The 14,876-nt window shown below is 71.7% G+C and carries 16 protein-coding genes; 10 read left to right on the top strand and 6 right to left on the bottom strand.

What is annotated here, in order from left to right:
• Positions 1-41 precede the first annotated feature (41 nt).
• Both QNO14_RS03690 and QNO14_RS03685 read right to left on the bottom strand, forming a co-directional pair.
• Positions 42-767 (bottom strand): tyrosine-protein phosphatase, encoded by a 726-nt coding sequence (locus tag QNO14_RS03690; RefSeq protein WP_257506782.1) that lies wholly within the window; start codon positions 765-767, stop codon positions 42-44.
• Entirely contained in the window at positions 764-1,240 is a 477-nt protein-coding gene (locus QNO14_RS03685; RefSeq protein WP_257495086.1) for a carboxymuconolactone decarboxylase family protein, read from the bottom strand. Before QNO14_RS03685 ends, QNO14_RS03690 begins: the two co-directional genes overlap by 4 nt.
• Before the next feature lie 216 nt (positions 1,241-1,456).
• Between QNO14_RS03685 and QNO14_RS03680 the strand changes: the two genes are divergently transcribed.
• From QNO14_RS03680 to QNO14_RS03650, 7 genes are read left to right on the top strand one after another with little or no spacing between them, the layout of a single operon-like run.
• Positions 1,457-2,962 (top strand): ABC transporter substrate-binding protein, encoded by a 1,506-nt coding sequence (locus QNO14_RS03680; RefSeq protein WP_257506781.1) that lies wholly within the window; start codon positions 1,457-1,459, stop codon positions 2,960-2,962.
• Positions 2,959-3,909 carry an ABC transporter permease gene (locus tag QNO14_RS03675; RefSeq protein ID WP_257495088.1) on the top strand — a complete coding sequence of 317 codons (951 nt, stop codon included), beginning with the start codon at positions 2,959-2,961 and terminating at the stop codon, positions 3,907-3,909. Before QNO14_RS03680 ends, QNO14_RS03675 begins: the two co-directional genes overlap by 4 nt.
• Entirely contained in the window at positions 3,906-4,823 is a 918-nt protein-coding gene (locus QNO14_RS03670; RefSeq protein ID WP_257506780.1) for an ABC transporter permease, read from the top strand. Before QNO14_RS03675 ends, QNO14_RS03670 begins: the two co-directional genes overlap by 4 nt.
• Positions 4,820-5,608, top strand: a complete 789-nt coding sequence (locus QNO14_RS03665) for an ATP-binding cassette domain-containing protein (protein WP_257506779.1) — start codon at positions 4,820-4,822, stop codon at positions 5,606-5,608. Before QNO14_RS03670 ends, QNO14_RS03665 begins: the two co-directional genes overlap by 4 nt.
• A complete protein-coding gene (locus QNO14_RS03660; protein WP_257495091.1) occupies positions 5,605-6,426 on the top strand; it encodes an ABC transporter ATP-binding protein in 822 nt (273 codons plus the stop codon). The genes QNO14_RS03665 and QNO14_RS03660 overlap by 4 nt, the downstream gene beginning before the upstream one ends.
• 9 nt (positions 6,427-6,435) lie before the next feature.
• Positions 6,436-7,497, top strand: a complete 1,062-nt coding sequence (locus QNO14_RS03655; RefSeq protein WP_257506778.1) for a M4 family metallopeptidase — start codon at positions 6,436-6,438, stop codon at positions 7,495-7,497.
• Entirely contained in the window at positions 7,481-7,819 is a 339-nt protein-coding gene (locus QNO14_RS03650) for a protealysin inhibitor emfourin (RefSeq protein WP_257506777.1), read from the top strand. Before QNO14_RS03655 ends, QNO14_RS03650 begins: the two co-directional genes overlap by 17 nt.
• Here QNO14_RS03650 and QNO14_RS03645 read toward each other — a convergent pair.
• Together QNO14_RS03645 and QNO14_RS03640 are read right to left on the bottom strand one after the other, a co-directional pair.
• On the bottom strand, positions 7,779-8,402 hold the full coding sequence (locus tag QNO14_RS03645; RefSeq protein ID WP_257506776.1) for a GNAT family N-acetyltransferase: 624 nt from the start codon (positions 8,400-8,402) through the stop codon (positions 7,779-7,781). The two genes, QNO14_RS03650 and QNO14_RS03645, sit on opposite strands and share 41 nt — an antisense overlap.
• A gap of 4 nt (positions 8,403-8,406) precedes the next feature.
• Positions 8,407-9,114: a uracil-DNA glycosylase gene (locus QNO14_RS03640; RefSeq protein ID WP_257506775.1), complete on the bottom strand. Its 708-nt coding sequence runs from the start codon at positions 9,112-9,114 to the stop codon at positions 8,407-8,409.
• A 190-nt stretch (positions 9,115-9,304) separates the two neighbouring features.
• On the opposite strand from QNO14_RS03640, the gene QNO14_RS03635 reads away from it, so the two are divergent.
• Positions 9,305-10,720 (top strand): HNH endonuclease signature motif containing protein, encoded by a 1,416-nt coding sequence (locus tag QNO14_RS03635; RefSeq protein WP_257506774.1) that lies wholly within the window; start codon positions 9,305-9,307, stop codon positions 10,718-10,720.
• A gap of 29 nt (positions 10,721-10,749) precedes the next feature.
• Here QNO14_RS03635 and QNO14_RS03630 read toward each other — a convergent pair whose 3' ends face one another.
• Both QNO14_RS03630 and QNO14_RS03625 read right to left on the bottom strand, forming a co-directional pair.
• The gene (locus QNO14_RS03630) at positions 10,750-11,553 is read right to left on the bottom strand and encodes an alpha/beta fold hydrolase (protein ID WP_257495096.1); all 804 of its coding nucleotides are present in this window, start codon (positions 11,551-11,553) and stop codon (positions 10,750-10,752) included.
• 59 nt (positions 11,554-11,612) lie between these two features.
• Positions 11,613-12,395, bottom strand: a complete 783-nt coding sequence (locus QNO14_RS03625; protein WP_257495097.1) for an SDR family oxidoreductase — start codon at positions 12,393-12,395, stop codon at positions 11,613-11,615.
• 121 nt (positions 12,396-12,516) lie between these two features.
• Here QNO14_RS03625 and QNO14_RS03620 point away from each other — a divergent pair, with 121 nt between their 5' ends.
• Both QNO14_RS03620 and QNO14_RS03615 read left to right on the top strand, forming a co-directional pair.
• The gene (locus tag QNO14_RS03620) at positions 12,517-13,839 is read left to right on the top strand and encodes a bifunctional o-acetylhomoserine/o-acetylserine sulfhydrylase (protein WP_257495098.1); all 1,323 of its coding nucleotides are present in this window, start codon (positions 12,517-12,519) and stop codon (positions 13,837-13,839) included.
• A gap of 43 nt (positions 13,840-13,882) precedes the next feature.
• Positions 13,883-14,875 carry a DUF2332 domain-containing protein gene (locus QNO14_RS03615; protein ID WP_257506773.1) on the top strand — a complete coding sequence of 331 codons (993 nt, stop codon included), beginning with the start codon at positions 13,883-13,885 and terminating at the stop codon, positions 14,873-14,875.
• The last annotated feature ends 1 nt before the right edge of the window (position 14,876 follow it).

The raw sequence follows: 14,876 nt of genomic DNA, 5'->3' as shown, positions 1-14,876 counted from the left end.
CCAGGATACACGGATATAGGGTTGCCTAACCTGAGTAAGGGTCAGCTTCCCCGAATCAGCACCGCGGTCAGCTCGCGGATCTCGTCGTCCCCCAGACCGTGCGCGCGCAGGAACTCCACCGGAGCGCCGTAGCGGCTGCGCAAGTCGTCGAGGAGGGTGCGCATCGCGGCGGCGGGCGACTTCGTCGCCAGCTCCTCGAGAAAGCGCGCCTCGGGATGCCGCGAGCGCAGGTACCGCAGCACGCGGGCGTTGCGCTGCGGCGGCAGCAGCGCCTCGGTGCGCGCATAGTCCGCCACGACGGCTTCCTCGTCGACGCCCGCCGCTGCGAGCGTCAGTCCCACGGTGACCCCGGTGCGGTCTTTGCCGACCGTGCAGTGCACGAGCACCGGCTGATCGGCCAGCACCCCCCGCACCACCTCGACGACCCGGTCGGCGGCCTCATCGAGCATCGCGCGGTAGAAATCGTCGAGATCGACGTCCTTCTCGAAGAACGATGCCGCCGACCCGAGGAAGAGGGGAACGCGCATCGTCTCGAGCCCCAGACCGTCGACCAGCGACGGCTCGAGGGCGACCTCGTCGTCGGCGCGCAGGTCGATCACCCGCCGCAGCCCCAGCTCGCGCAGCGTGCGCCTGCCGACGTCGTCCAGGCGCGCGAGGTTGCCGGAGCGGAACAGCACCCCCGAGCGCGTCACCCCGTCCCGCGCCGGCAGACCCCCCACATCGCGGAAGTTGAGCGCTCCCGAAACGCCGCCCGTGGCATCCGTCATGCCTGCTCTCCGTCGCGGGGCGGCACGGGATAGCGACCGGCGATGGCGACGCGGTTGAACGCGTTGATCGACACGAGGATCCAGCTGAGCGCGACGTACTCCTTCTCCGACAGGATGCCGCCCACGCGTTCGTACACGTCGTCCGCAATGCCGCCTCGGTCGATGTGCACATGGGCCTCGGTCAGCTCCAGCGCGGCGCGCTCCCGCTCGCTGAACACGCCCGAGTCCCGCCACACGGCGACCTGCGCGATGACGTCCGCGGTGAGGCCGGCCGCCGTCGCGCGGTCGACGTGCACCCGCACGCAGTAGGCGCATCCGTTCAGCTGCGATGCGTGGATCTGCACGAGCTCTCGCAGGCGCGGCTCGATGCCGGCCTCATCGGCGAGCGCGCCCACGGTCTTGGCCATTGTGTGGAGGGCACGGTAGGCCGTCGGCGCGGAGCGGGACAGGTGCACGCGCGGTTCATCGCTCATGATCCGACCCTAGCGCCGGGCCCGGAATGCGCACTGGACGGCCGGCAAGTGGCGCACTTCCCTCGGCAGAGGCCCCGAGAATGCTGATCCCGGCCTCACAAACGGTGGCCACGATGCCCGACCTGTGCCGGGCGGACCCTAGGCTGTTACGCGCACAAGAGTACGCAGGGACCCGGACAGCGCTGGCGCCCCTGCCCTTGCGAAAGGATTCCCTCCATGCTCCGCCGTACCCCCTTGGCCGCCGCCGTGCTCATGGCCGGCGCTCTGGCCCTCACGGCCTGCACCTCCGAGCCGTCGCCCGCCCCGTCGACCAGCGCCGTCGCCGACCCGAACGCCTCCGTCACGGTGCGCATGGTCGCCGAGCCCGGCAACCTCGACATCCGCGAGACCGCCGGCGCCGCGCTCGACCAGCTTCTCATCGACAACGTCTATCAGGGCCTGGTATCCCGCACCCCGGAACAGGACATCACGCCCGCCCTGGCCAGCGACTACGAGGTGTCCGAAGACGGACTCACCTACACCTTCACGCTCCGCGAAGGGGTCGTCTTCCACGACGGCCAGCCGCTCACCCCGCAGGACGTGGTGTGGTCGCTCACCCAGGTGCGCGACAACCCCAGCTACCGCGACGCCCAGCGGCTCGCGGGCGTGACGTCGGTCACGGCCGACGGCCAGACGATCACCGTCACCCTGAGCCAGCCCGACTCGAGCTTCCTGTGGAACCTCACCGGTCGCGCGGGACTCGTGCTCAAGGAAGGGGATGCCACCGACCGCAAGACCGCGGCCAACGGCACCGGCCCCTTCACGCTCTCGTCGTGGCGGCAGGGCGACAACGTCACCCTGCAGCGGTTCGACGGCTACTGGGGCGACCCCGCCGGCGTCGCCGAGGTGGTCTTCGCGTACATCCCCGATACGCAGGCGGCACTGAACGCGGCCCTCGCCGGCGAGGTCGACGTGGTGACCGGGTTCGACGCGAACCTGTCGGAGCAGATCGAGGCCAACGGCGATTTCGCCGTCGAGGTCGGCGCGTCCACCGACAAGGCCACCCTCGCGATGAACGCCTCGGACGGCCCGCTGTCGGACGTGCGGGTGCGCCAGGCGATCCGTCAGGCGATCGACCACGACGCCATCGTCGAGGCGATCGGCGTCGGGCAGACGCAGTACGGTCCGATCCCCGAGCTGGACCCGGGCTACGAGGACCTCTCCGACGTGGCGCCGCACGACCCGGATGCCGCACGCGAGCTTCTCGCCGAGGCGGACGCGGAGGATCTCGAGCTGACGCTGACGGTCCCAGATTTCTACGGCACCACCGTGTCGCAGATCCTCGTCTCGAACCTGCACGACGTCGGAGTGACGCTCGAGGTCGAGGTGGTGGAGTTCTCCGCCTGGCTCAACGACGTCTACGTCAACCGGGACTACGACCTCAGCTTCGTGCTGCACACCGAGGCGCGCGACTTCGAGAACTGGGCCGACCCGGAGTACTACTTCGGCTACGACAACCCCGAGGTGCAGGAGTTGTTCGCGCAGTCGCTCGCCGCGACCGACGAGGACGAGGCCGCCGAGCTGCTGGCGGAGGCGGCACGCATCGTCTCGGAGGACCACGCCGCCGACTGGCTCTACAACGGCGCCTCGGTCGTCGCGGTCGGCGATAGCATCGCCGGTATGCCGACGGTCAACGTGAACGAGCGCCTCAACCTCGCCGAGATCACCAAGAGCGAGGGGTGATCCGCTACGCGCTGACACGGCTGGTCCTGCTGCTGGTCGGGCTCGTCGTCGCCAGCGTGTTGATCTTCGCCACCCTGCGGGTGCTCCCCGGCGACATCGCGCAGATGATCGCGGGCGTCGGCAGCACCCCCGAGCAGGTGGAGGCCATCCGGTCGCGCCTGGGCCTCGACCGCGCTCTGCCCCTGCAGTACCTCGACTGGATGTCGGGGGTCCTCCGGGGCGACCTGGGCACGTCGCTGCTGACCGGCAGCTCCGTGGCCGCCGAGCTCGCCCAGAAAGCCCAGGTGACGGTGCCCCTGGGGCTCCTCGCCATGGTGATCGCGCTGGTGTTCAGCGTGCCCCTGGGCGTCGCCTCGGCGCTGCGGCGCGGCCGCGCCGACGGAACGCTCATCACCGTCGGCGCGCAGGCCCTTGCCGCCGTCCCCGTCGTCTGGGCGGGAATGATGCTCGTCGTCGTCTTCGCGGTGTGGCTCGGCTGGCTGCCGGCACAGGGCTTCCCCCGTGCCGGCTGGGCCGACCCCGCCGCCGCCTTGCGCGCTCTGCTGCTGCCGGCCATCACGATCGGCATCGTCGAAGGCGCCATGCTGCTGCGCTTCGTCCGGTCCGCCACCCTGCAGGCGGTCGGTCAGGACTACGTGCGCGCGGCCGCCGCGAAGGGACTCACCCGCACGCAGGCGCTGCTGCGTCATGGCCTTCCCAACGTCGGGCTGTCGGTCATCACGGTGCTCGGCCTGCAGGTCGCCGGCATCATCGTGGGCGCCGTGGTCATCGAGCAGCTGTTCTCGCTCCCCGGCATCGGCCGCATGCTCGTCGTCGACGTCGGCCAGCGCGACCTGCCGAAGGTGCAGGGCGAGCTGCTCGTGCTCACCGGCTTCGTGCTGGTGGTCGGCTTCGCGGTGGACCTGTTCCACCGCATGATCGACCCGCGACAGCGGGAGGCGCAGTGAACGGCCCGTCGCCACAGGCCCGACCCCCGCGCGCCGGCGGCCGGTGGGGCTGGCTGCGCCGCCTCACCGCCCTCACCACCGGCCGCACCGGCCTGGCCGTGTTCGCCGTCGTCGGCCTCACCGCCGTCGTGTCGGTGTTCTGGACGCCGTTCGACCCGCAGCGCGTCGACATCGACCGGCGGTGGGCGCCGCCGGGCTGGCCGCATCTGCTGGGCACCGACGGCACCGGGCGCGACATCCTGAGCCTGCTCATGGCGGGGTCCGTCACGACGGTGTGGGTCGCCCTCGGCGCGGGCCTGATCGCGACCCTCATCGGACTCGTGCTGGCATCGCTCGGCGCGCTCACGGCACGCTGGGTGCGCGAGTCGGTCGCCGTGCTCGTCGACATCCTCATCGCCTTTCCGGTGCTGCTCATCGCCATGATGATCTCGGCCGTCTGGGGCGGGTCGCTGTGGGTGGTGATCGTCTCGGTGGGCATCGGGTTCGGCGTCAACATCGCCCGCGTGACGCGCCCCGAGCTCCGCCGGGTGCTGCACAGCGAGTTCGTGCTCGCGGGCCGCGCGGCGGGACTCACCCCGATGCAGAACCTGCTGCGCCACCTCTTCCCCAACGTCGCTCCGGTATTCATCGTGCAGCTGTCGTGGGGCATGGCCGTCGCGGTGCTCGCCGAGGCGGGCCTGTCGTACCTCGGGTTCGGCGCACCGCCCACCCAGCCGTCGTGGGGAGGGCTGCTCAGCGAACTGCAGAGCTACATCACGGTGCATCCGTTGTCGGTGGTGTGGCCCGGGCTTGCCATCACGCTCACGGTGCTCGGACTCAATCTGCTCGGCGATGGACTGCGCGAGGCGACGGACCCGACCTTGTCGCGCCGCAGAAACGCCGCCCGCGCGCACGTGCCGGAGGTGGTGGCGTGAGCCTCGAGGTGCGCGACCTGGCGATCGAGCTGGGCGGCCGGCGCGTCGTCGACGGCGTCTCGTTCGACGTGCCCGATTCCGCGCGCGTGGGCCTCATCGGCGAATCGGGCTCCGGCAAGTCGCTCACCGCGCTGGCGATCATGGGCCTGCTGCCGGATGCCGCGACGACCTCGGGCAGCATCCGCTGGAACGGCCGTGAGCTCATCGGCATGAAGGACCGCGACCTCGCGCGCCTGCGCGGCGACGAGATCGGCATCGTCTTCCAGGAGCCGCGGACGGCCTTGAACCCCATCCGCACCGTCGGCAGGCAGATCTCGGAGTCGGTGCGCATCCACGAGCGGGTCTCGCGGCGCGAGGCCAACGCCCGGGCGGTCGCCGAGGCCACGCGGGTCGCCCTCCCCGACCCGGAGCGCATCGTCGCCCGATACCCGCATCAGCTCTCAGGCGGACAGCGGCAGCGTGTGGCGATCGCCATGGCGCTGGCGTGCCGGCCACGCCTGCTCATCGCCGACGAGCCGACGACCGCGCTCGATGTCACGATCCAGGCGGAGATCCTGCAGCTGCTCAGCGACCTCGTCGCCCGGGACGGCATGTCACTGGTGTTCATCACCCACGACCTCGCCGTGCTCTCGCAGATCGCCACGCACGGCGTCGTGCTCGAGCACGGCCGCGTCGTCGAATCCGCGCCCGTGTCCACTCTGCTCAGCTCCCCCGCGTCACCGGTGACCCGGGGGCTGCTGCGCGACGCCACCGCCACGCTGTGGCGCCCGGGAGGCGGCGCATGACGACCCTGCTGCGCGGCCGGGGCCTCACCCGCCGCTACCTCTCCCCCCGCACCGCCCTGTTCGAACCGCGGCGCTGGACGACGGCGCTGGAAGACGCCGACATCGACGTCGCGGAGAACTCCGCCCTCGGCATCATCGGAGAGTCGGGCTCGGGCAAGTCCACGCTGGTGCGCCTGCTGCTGGGGCTCGACAGCCCCACCGCGGGCACGGTCGAGTTCGACGGCCGGCCGGTGCTGGCATCCGCGCCCGCCCGGTCGCTGCACTGGCTGCGCCGACAGACCGGCATCGTGTTCCAGGATCCGTACGAGTCGCTGGACCCCCGCATGAGCGTCGGGCGCATCGTCGCCGAGCCGCTGTGGGCGCTCGGAATCGACGGCGACCGCCGCGCCCGGGTGCGCGAGGTGCTGGGTGACGTCGGGCTCGAGCCCGACATGGCCGACCGCTTCCCGCACGAGTTCTCCGGCGGCCAGCGCCAGCGCGTCGCGATCGCCCGCGCGATCGTGCACCGGCCGCGCCTGCTCGTGGGCGACGAGCCCTTGTCGGCGCTCGACGTGACGGTGCGGGCGCAGATCCTCGAGCTGCTGCGCGACCTGCGGCGACGCCAAGGCCTCGCCCTCGTGCTCGTCTCCCATGACATCGGCGTCGTGCAGAACCTCTGCGACGACGTGATCGTGATGAAGGACGGCCGCATCGTCGAGGAAGGCCCCACCGAGAAGGTGCTGCTCACGCCGCAGGTGGCGTACACCCGGCGGCTGCTGGCATCCATCCCGGTGATCGACCCCGGCGGGGGCGTTCCGGATGTCGGCGCCGCCCCCTAGCCTCATGCCATGAACGCGATCGTCCCGCCCTACCTGCTCGCTCGGCTCGCGGCGACCGAGGCCCCCCACCTGGCGCGGGCGGCGCAGGCGGCGCGCGCCACACTCGAAGCCGAACGCGGCCACCACCCCGACCTCACCCGCCTGCGGCTGTCGATCGACGAGAGCGGCTCGCTCGTGGCCGACGCGGCGCCGTCCGCGAACCGGGCCGTCTCCGACGCGCAGCATCAGGAGGTCCTGCCCGGGGTGCTCGTGCGCGCCGAGGGCGACGATCCCACCGGCGACGACGACGTCGACCAGGCCTACGACGGCCTCGGGATCACCTTCGACTTCTTCTGGGACGCCTTCGGCCGCGCGGGCATCGACGGCGTGGGCGGCACGCTCGCAGCCACCGTGCGCTACGGCGTCGACTTCGACAACGCCTTCTGGAACGGCGAGCGCGTGGTGTTCGGCGACGGCGACGGCGAGGTCTTCACCGGGTTCACCGACTCGCTGACGGTGATCGCCCACGAGCTGGCCCACGGCGTCACCGAGTACTCCGGCGGGCTGGTGTACGAGGGCCAGTCCGGCGCCCTCAACGAATCCGTCTCCGACGTGTTCGGCGCCCTCGCCGAACAGCACCACCTCGGCCAGCGCGCCGACGATGCCTCATGGCTCATCGGCGCCGGCATCTTCACCGACGCGGTGCAGGGCAGGGCGCTGCGCTCGCTCGCGGAGCCGGGGACCGCCTACGACGACGACGTGCTGGGGCGCGATCCGCAGCCCGGGCACATGCGGGACTACGTCGAGACCACCGACGACAACGGCGGGGTGCACATCAACTCCGGCATCCCGAACCGCGCCTTCCACCTGGCGGCCACGGCGCTCGGCGGGTTCGCCTGGGAGCGGGCCGGGCGCATCTGGTACCTCGCCCTCACGGGCGGCTCGGTCTCACCCACCTCGGACTTCGCCGCCTTCGCGCGCGTGACGCTGGCCGTCGCCGTGGCGGAGTACGGTGAGGACTCGGAGGAGGTCGCCGCCGTCCGCGCCGGTTGGTCGGGCGTCGGCGTGATCGAGGATGCCGAAGCGCGATGACCCTGCCGTCTCGGTGACGGTGGTGCGCACCGGCGGGATCGCAGGGCTCCGCCGCACGTGGCACGTCGCGCCCGTCGGCGCCGACGCCCGGCGCTGGCTCGACCTCATCGAGCACTGCCCCTGGGCCGAACCGCGTCCGGATCGCCCCTCGGGCGCCGACCGCTTCTCCTGGAAGGTGAGCGCCGAGATCGGCAGCGAGCACCGCGAAGCGCGGCTGCAGGATGCCGAGGTGACCGGCCCCTGGCGGACGCTCGTCGACGCGGTGCGCGCGTCGCCTGACGTCACCCTTCGCGGAGGCGGCCGAAGAGACCCTTCTTCTTGACCGGGTTGAGCGACTTCTGCAGGTAGACCGTGCCGAGCCATCGCCCGAACTTGTGGCCGACGCGCCCCATGCGACCCACCTCGACGAACCCGAGCTTCTCGTGCAGCGCGATGGAGGCTTCCGCGCCCCGGTCGCTGATGATGGCGACCATCTCCCGGATGCCGGCCTGCTCCGATGCCGCGATGAGCGCCTCGAGGAGCGCGCGCCCAAGTCCTTTGCCGGTCGCGGCCTGCCCGAGATAGATGGTGTCCTCAACGCTGTAGCGGTAGCCCGATTTGCTCGAGAGCGGCTGCACGTAGGCGTAGCCGAGGATCTGACCCGACGGCGACTGGGCGACGAGGAAGGGCAGACCGAGCTTCTGGGCGTGGGCGAGCTTCTCGCGCCACTGCGCGTGGGTCCACTTCTTCTCGTCGAAGGTGACCACCGAGTTCGTGACGTAGTGGTTGTAGATCTCGCGGATGTCCGGCACATCCCGCTCCTGCGCGGGGCGGATCTCGTAGGAGAAGGCCCGCTCCGGCTCCGGGCGGCGACGCAGGTGGCGGGGCAGGCGGCGCCGGTCGCGCTCGTACTCGTCCTCCAGCATGCCGTCAGCCTAGGGCCGGGTCGTCGGGGAGCCGCCAATCCACCGGTTCTCCGCCCTGTTCCACGAGCAGCGCGTCCGCGCGCGAGAAGGGCCGGGAGCCGAAGAAGCCCCGGGACGCCGACAGCGGTGACGGGTGCGGGGATTCGACGCGGGGCGTGTCACCGAGCATCGGCGCGAGCGCGGCGGCATCCTTGCCCCACAGGATCGCCACGAGCGGCTGGTCGCGCTGCACGAGCGCCCGGATGGCGTGCTCGGTCACCTTCTCCCACCCCCAGCCCCGATGCGAGCCGGCCGCGCCGGGGGCGACGGTGAGCACACGGTTGAGCAGCATGACACCCTGGTCGCTCCATGCCGAGAGGTCGCCGTGCGCGGCCGGCGGGATGCCGAGGTCGTCGGACAGCTCTCTGTAGATGTTGCGCAGGCTCCGCGGGATCGGCCGGACGTGGGCGCCGACGGCGAACGACAGCCCGATAGCGTGCCCGGGCGTCGGGTAGGGGTCCTGCCCCACGATCAGCACGCGCACGTCCTCGAGCGGGCGCTGGAACGCGCGCAGCACCCGGTCGCCGGCGGGCAGGTAGGTGCGCCCCGCCGCCGTCTCGGCGCGCAGTCGCTCGCCGAGCGCGGCGATGTCGGGCGCGACCGGCTGCAGTGCCTTCGCCCAGCCGGGGTCCACCATTCCCGCCTCGGCGAGTTCGGGCAGGGTCATCGGCATCCGCTCCTCCGTCCACACCCGATCCAGCCTACGGAGGGCTGCTGCGGGCGCGGCGCCGTATGGGATCGCTCGGTCCCGCGCGTCGCCGTCTCCTCCACAGCCAGAGGAGGGCTCGAGTTATCCACAATGCGCCTGTGGTCTGGGATTTGTGGGCGCCTCAATGTCGGAGGGGGTCGGCAGAATCGGGGGTATGAACAGCTCCCCGGCCGCCGGATCGATCGCCACCGGATCGATCGCCACCGCCTCGCACGGCGCGGTGATCAGCGGGGTCGAGCACACGCGCCAGGCGATCGCGGCGTTGCAGGCGGAAGAGCTGCAGTGGTTCGCTCGGGCCGAAGCTCTCGCGGCCGAGGAGACCGCACGCATTCCGTCGAATGAGGGGCGGGAGCGGGAGATGCCCCGCCGCGGCATCGCCGCCGAGCTCGCCGCGGTGCTGCGCCGGTCGGATCGGGGCATGCAGGAACGCATGCGCGACGCCGCCGTACTGGTGGACGGGTTCCCCGAGACACTGGGTGCTCTCGAGGCCGGCGGGATCGACGTGGCGCACGTGCGGGTGATCCAGGATGCCGGGGCCCGCATCACCGACCCCGACGCGCGGGCACGGTTCGAACAGGCCGCGCTGGTGGTCGCCGAGCGGGAGACACCGGGCCGGGCCAAGCCGATCATCCTGATGCTCGCACAGCGCCTGGACCCCGTGCCGCTGGAAGAGCGGCACACCGAGGCCGCTGCGGGACGGCGGGTGTGGGTGCGGGACCTCGACGACGGCATGGCCGAACTCGCCGCGATCCTGCCGGCACCGCTGGCGTACGCGATCAAGGAGCGACTCACCGCGCACGCGCGGGAGATCGTCGCGGCGGCCCGCGGCGCGCGGGCCGGGGCGGGCGCGGCGAGCGATGCGGGCACCGAGGCTGACGCGAGCGCGAGGCCCGAGACCGGCGCCGCGGCCGCCGCGCCCGACGCTGCCGACGCCGACCCACTCGCCACCGACCGACGCACCACCGATCAGGTCCGCGCGGACGTGCTCGCCGACCTGCTCCTCACCGGGCACGCCACCGCCCCGGTCTCTGCCGGCAGCATCCCCGCGACCGCCGCGATCACCGCGCACGTGCAGATCACCATCCCCGCAGCGACCCTCACCGGGGAAAGCACCGAACCCGCCGAGCTCGCCGGCTACGGGCCCATCGACCCCACCACCGCCCGGCACCTCGCCGCCACCGCCCCGGTCTGGGAGCGGCTGTTCACCTCCCCCACCACCGGGGCGGTGCTGCAGGTCGACACCTACCGGCCCAGCGCGCAGATGCGCAGGCTCCTCGACGCGAGGGACGAGCACTGCCGGTTCCCCGGCTGCCGAAGGCCCGCCCGCCAGTGCGACGGCGACCACACCATCGACGCCGCCCGCGGCGGACCGACCCGCGTCACCAACCTCGCCAACCTCTGCCCCGGCCGACATCACCCCGTGAAACACGGCACCGCATGGAGTGTGGTGCAGAGACCCGACGGCATCCTGGAGTGGACGAGTCCGACAGGGCGGATCTACGTCGATATCCCCCGGCGGGTGCTGGAGTTCATGGCCCTCGCCGCAGCCGCGGAACCCCCGCCGTTCTAGCTGTACCCGGCCGGTACGCAGCATCCGACTCACTCAGGTCCGCGCGACGCATGCTCCGAGGTGGCGAGAAGCTGCACGAGCCGCGCTGCCATCGCTTCCGAGTCCCAGGTGTGACCTGCTCCCCGCACCTGTTCGTGCGATCCTCGCGGCGCGGCGGCGGCGATGTCCACGGCGGCGCGTGCCATGCCGGGAAAGGACTCCGTGCCGTACACGGCGAGGACGGGCGCCATGATGTCGCGCAGCGATGACGCCAGGCCCCGGGATTCGACGAGGGCGAGAGCGGACCCGTCCGGAATCCAGCTGAGGATGAAGGCGGGGTACTCCGGCGATCCCTTGAGGTACTCGATCCATCCCGGCGGCATGTCGACCATGTACGCGGCGACGGCGTCCTCCAGCCTCCCCGCGTCGATGTCCCCCTCGACGCGTTCCCACCAAGCAGCGGCTCCGCCGTCGAACTGCCCGAACGGCGCCTCCCAGAGGACGAGGCCCGTGAGCCTGCCGATCGACGGCGCCGCCTCGATCACGATCGCGCAGCCCGAAGAGTGACCGACCAGCACGAGAGGAACGTCCAGATGCTGCGCGAGCGCGCGGATGGCCTCCAGCTCCCGCTCCAGCGAGATCGGTCCCGGTGCCGCCGAGTCCCCTCGGCCGACGCGGTCGTGCACGATCGCCTGAAAGCCGGCCTCTCCGATGCGTCTGGCGGTGTCCGACGTCACCTCATCGCCCGCCCGAGCGAGACCCGCCCCCGCGACGAAGATCACCGCCGGCGCGGACTCCGGCCCGTACCGATCGAAGACGACCCGGTCACCGAGCGCCGTCCGCACTTCGCCCATGGCTCCACCGCCTCAGTCGAGAACCCGTCTCGACTCACACGCTAGACCGCGTTCGTCGCTCATTCCACCGGCAGGCGCGGCCGCAGCGGACCGCGTGCGAGCAGGTGCTGCGCCGACTGCGCCACCGGCCTCATCGTGACGAGGTCGAGGTTGACGTGGCCCGGTGCGTTCAGCGCGTAGGCGATGACGTCGGCGACATCGGATGCCACGAGCGGCTGCTCGACGCCGTCGTAGACGCTCTCCGCCGCGGCACGGTCGCCGCGTAGGCGGTTGAGCGTGAACTCCTCGGTGTAGACCATGCCGGGAGCCACCTCGACGACCCGGATCGGCTCGCCGTTGAGCTCCAGGCGCAGCGCCTCGGCGAGCATGGACTCCCCCGCCTTCGCGGCGTTGTAGCCGCCGCCCCCGGGGTACGCGCGCTGTGCCGCGGTGGAGGTGACGAAGAGCGTGTCGGCGTGCCCGTCGACGGCCGCGGCGGCGCGCAGCTGCGGCAGGAGGGCGGCGACGAGCATCTGTGCCGAGAGGACGTTCACCTCGAACATCCAGCGCCAGTCCCCCGGATCGCCGTCCTCGACGCGGTCGGTCCCCCGCGCCCCGCCCGCGACGTGCACGAGCGCGTGCACCGGCCCGGTCTCGGCGAGCCACCCCGCCAGCGCGTCGACGTCGGCCTGCTGGGTGAGGTCGGCCGCATAGGCGGCCGCTCCCGTCTGCTTCTCCAGCGCCGCCAGCCGCTCCGCACGGCGAGCCACTCCCACCACGTCCCATCCGGCATCCCGGAGAGCGCCCACCGTCGCCTCGCCGATCCCCGAACTCGCTCCTGTGACCACCGCGCGTCGTGTCATGGGACCCACCGTACCGCGCAGGTTACGTCACATTTCCGCCCCGTTGTTGACAGGAGGGCCCAGTCCGTAGCCTCAGACCAGGCCGCGGCAGCCGTGGTCGACCCGACATTCAGGAGTCATCATGTCCGCACCCGAGAACTGGCGCTTCGAGACCAAGCAGATCCACTCCGGTGCCGCCCCGGATCCGGTCACCAAGGCTCGCGCCACGCCGATCTACCAGACCACCTCCTACGTGTTCGACAACGCCGACCACGCCGCGAACCTGTTCTCGCTGGCCGAGTTCGGCAACATCTACACCCGCATCCAGAACCCGACCCAGGATGTCGTCGAGCAGCGGGTCGCCGCGCTCGAGGGCGGCACGGGCGCGCTCCTGGTGGCCAGCGGTCAGGCAGCGGAGACCTTCGCCGTGCTCAACATCGCCCAGGCCGGCGACCACATCGTGTCGTCCAGCTCGATCTACGGCGGCACGTACAACCTCTTCAAGTACACCCTCGCCAAGCTCGGCATCGAGACGACGTTCGTCGAGAACCAGGACGACCCCGAGGAGTGGCGCCGCGCGGTGCGCCCGAACACCAAGCTCTTCTTCGCCGAGACGATCGGCAACCCGCAGATCAACGTGCTCGACATCCGCACCGTCGCCGACATCGCCCACGAATCCGGCGTCCCGCTCATCGTCGACAACACGATCGCGACGCCCTACCTCATCCGCCCGTTCGAGCACGGCGCCGACATCATCGTGCACTCGGCGACGAAGTTCCTGGGCGGCCACGGCACCACCATCGGCGGCGTGATCGTCGACGGCGGACGTTTCGCGTGGTCCGAGAACGTCGAGAAGTTCCCGGGGCTGACCGAACCCGACCCGTCGTACCACGGCGCCTCGTACACGACCGCCGTCGGCGACGCCCTGGCCTACATCATCAAGGCCCGCGTGCAGCTGCTGCGCGACCTCGGCTCGGCCATCGCCCCGATGAGCGCGTGGCTGCTGCTGCAGGGCATCGAGACCCTCTCCCTGCGCATCGAGCGGCACGTGCAGAACGCGCAGGAGATCGCGGAGTGGCTGGAGAACCACGACGACGTCGCCGCCGTGAACTACTCGGGGCTTCCCACGTCGCCCTGGTACGCCGCCGCCAACACGTATGCGCCGAAGGGCGTCGGCGCGGTGCTGTCGTTCGAGCTCAAGGGCGGCGTCGCTGCGGGCCGGGAGTTCGTCAACTCCCTCACGCTCTTCAGCCACCTCGCCAACATCGGCGACGTGCGCTCGCTGGTCATCCACCCCGCCTCCACGACGCACTCCCAGCTGACACCCGAGCAGCAGCTCACCTCGGGCGTCACCCCGGGCCTGGTGCGCCTGTCGGTCGGCATCGAAGCCGTCGAGGACCTGAAGGCCGACCTCGCGCAGGCCCTGGCCGCCGCCCGGCGCCTCTCGGAGGCCGCGCGCGCCTGACCCGCGCGTCGTGCAGCGGGGCGCTCACCCGTACCCTGATGCCATGACCGAGCGTCTCGCCACGACCTACGACGACTTCGGGCGCCGCTGGGCGCACGGCACGTCCCCGCTGTACGAGAACTGGGCGACCGGCATCGCGGGCGACCCCGGCATCCTGGCCCTCCTCGCCGCCCTCCCGCCCGCGATGCAGCAGCCGAACCGCATCTTCGCCGCCGCTCGCTGGGCGGGGAGCCCCCTCGAGCCGTTCCCGCAGTGGCGGGAGTGGCTCGAGGCGCACTGGGAGCAGGTCGCCGAGATCGCCGCGTCCCGCACCACCCAGACCAACGAGCCCGCGCGGTGCGCCACGCTGCTGCCTCAGCTGGCGCGCATCCCCGGCCCCCTCGCGCTGCTGGAAGTCGGCACCGCGGCGGGGCTGTGCCTGCTTCCGGATCGGTACGCGTACGAGTACACCGCCCCCGGCGGCATCCATCGCGTCGGCGATGCGCCCGTCGTGATGCCGTGTCGCGTGGACGACGACGAGGCGGTGCCGCAGCGCGTTCCCGAGGTCGTCTGGCGGCGCGGCATCGACCTGTCGCCGATCGACCCGCGGGACACCGCCGCCGTCGACTGGCTCGGGACCCTGATCTGGCCGGGCCCCGACCATGACGGTCGCGTCGCGCGTCTCCGCGCGGCGGCGGAGATCGCGGCGGCCGATCCGCCCGACATCGTCCGCGGGGATCTGCTCGAGACGCTGCCCGAGGTCGCCGCGTCGGCGCCGGCGGATGCCACGCTGGTGATCTTCCACAGCGCCGTGCTGCTGTACCTCGATCAGGACGGGCGACGTCGGTTCGTCGAGCTGGTGGAGCGGGTGCGCGCCGCCCGCGACGGCCGCATGGTGTGGATCTCGAACGAGTCGTCGGGGACGCTGCCCGAGGTGGACGCCCGCATGCCCAAGGGACTCGACACCGATCGGCGCTTCGTGCAGTCGGTCGACGGGGTGCCGGTGGCCCTCGCCGGCCAGCACGGCGCCACCTACGAGGTCCGGCCCTTCTTCTGAA

This window comes from Microbacterium sp. zg-Y625 (genome assembly GCF_030246925.1).
Lineage (GTDB): Bacteria > Actinomycetota > Actinomycetes > Actinomycetales > Microbacteriaceae > Microbacterium > Microbacterium jiangjiandongii.
This window is presented reverse-complemented; position numbering and strand designations above follow the sequence as displayed.

Bases quoted from the DNA above. Each gene is read 5' to 3' on its own strand.
- QNO14_RS03690 (WP_257506782.1), bottom strand. From the start codon at position 767: ATGACGGATGCCACGGGCGGCGTTTCGGGAGCGCTCAACTTCCGCGAT.
- QNO14_RS03685 (WP_257495086.1), bottom strand. From the start codon at position 1,240: ATGAGCGATGAACCGCGCGTGCACCTGTCCCGCTCCGCGCCGACGGCC.
- QNO14_RS03680 (WP_257506781.1), top strand. From the start codon at position 1,457: ATGCTCCGCCGTACCCCCTTGGCCGCCGCCGTGCTCATGGCCGGCGCT.
- QNO14_RS03660 (WP_257495091.1), top strand. From the start codon at position 5,605: ATGACGACCCTGCTGCGCGGCCGGGGCCTCACCCGCCGCTACCTCTCC.
- QNO14_RS03655 (WP_257506778.1), top strand. From the start codon at position 6,436: ATGAACGCGATCGTCCCGCCCTACCTGCTCGCTCGGCTCGCGGCGACC.
- QNO14_RS03650 (WP_257506777.1), top strand. From the start codon at position 7,481: ATGCCGAAGCGCGATGACCCTGCCGTCTCGGTGACGGTGGTGCGCACC.
- QNO14_RS03645 (WP_257506776.1), bottom strand. From the start codon at position 8,402: ATGCTGGAGGACGAGTACGAGCGCGACCGGCGCCGCCTGCCCCGCCAC.
- QNO14_RS03640 (WP_257506775.1), bottom strand. From the start codon at position 9,114: ATGCCGATGACCCTGCCCGAACTCGCCGAGGCGGGAATGGTGGACCCC.
- QNO14_RS03635 (WP_257506774.1), top strand. From the start codon at position 9,305: ATGAACAGCTCCCCGGCCGCCGGATCGATCGCCACCGGATCGATCGCC.
- QNO14_RS03630 (WP_257495096.1), bottom strand. From the start codon at position 11,553: ATGGGCGAAGTGCGGACGGCGCTCGGTGACCGGGTCGTCTTCGATCGG.
- QNO14_RS03625 (WP_257495097.1), bottom strand. From the start codon at position 12,395: ATGACACGACGCGCGGTGGTCACAGGAGCGAGTTCGGGGATCGGCGAG.
- QNO14_RS03620 (WP_257495098.1), top strand. From the start codon at position 12,517: ATGTCCGCACCCGAGAACTGGCGCTTCGAGACCAAGCAGATCCACTCC.
- QNO14_RS03615 (WP_257506773.1), top strand. From the start codon at position 13,883: ATGACCGAGCGTCTCGCCACGACCTACGACGACTTCGGGCGCCGCTGG.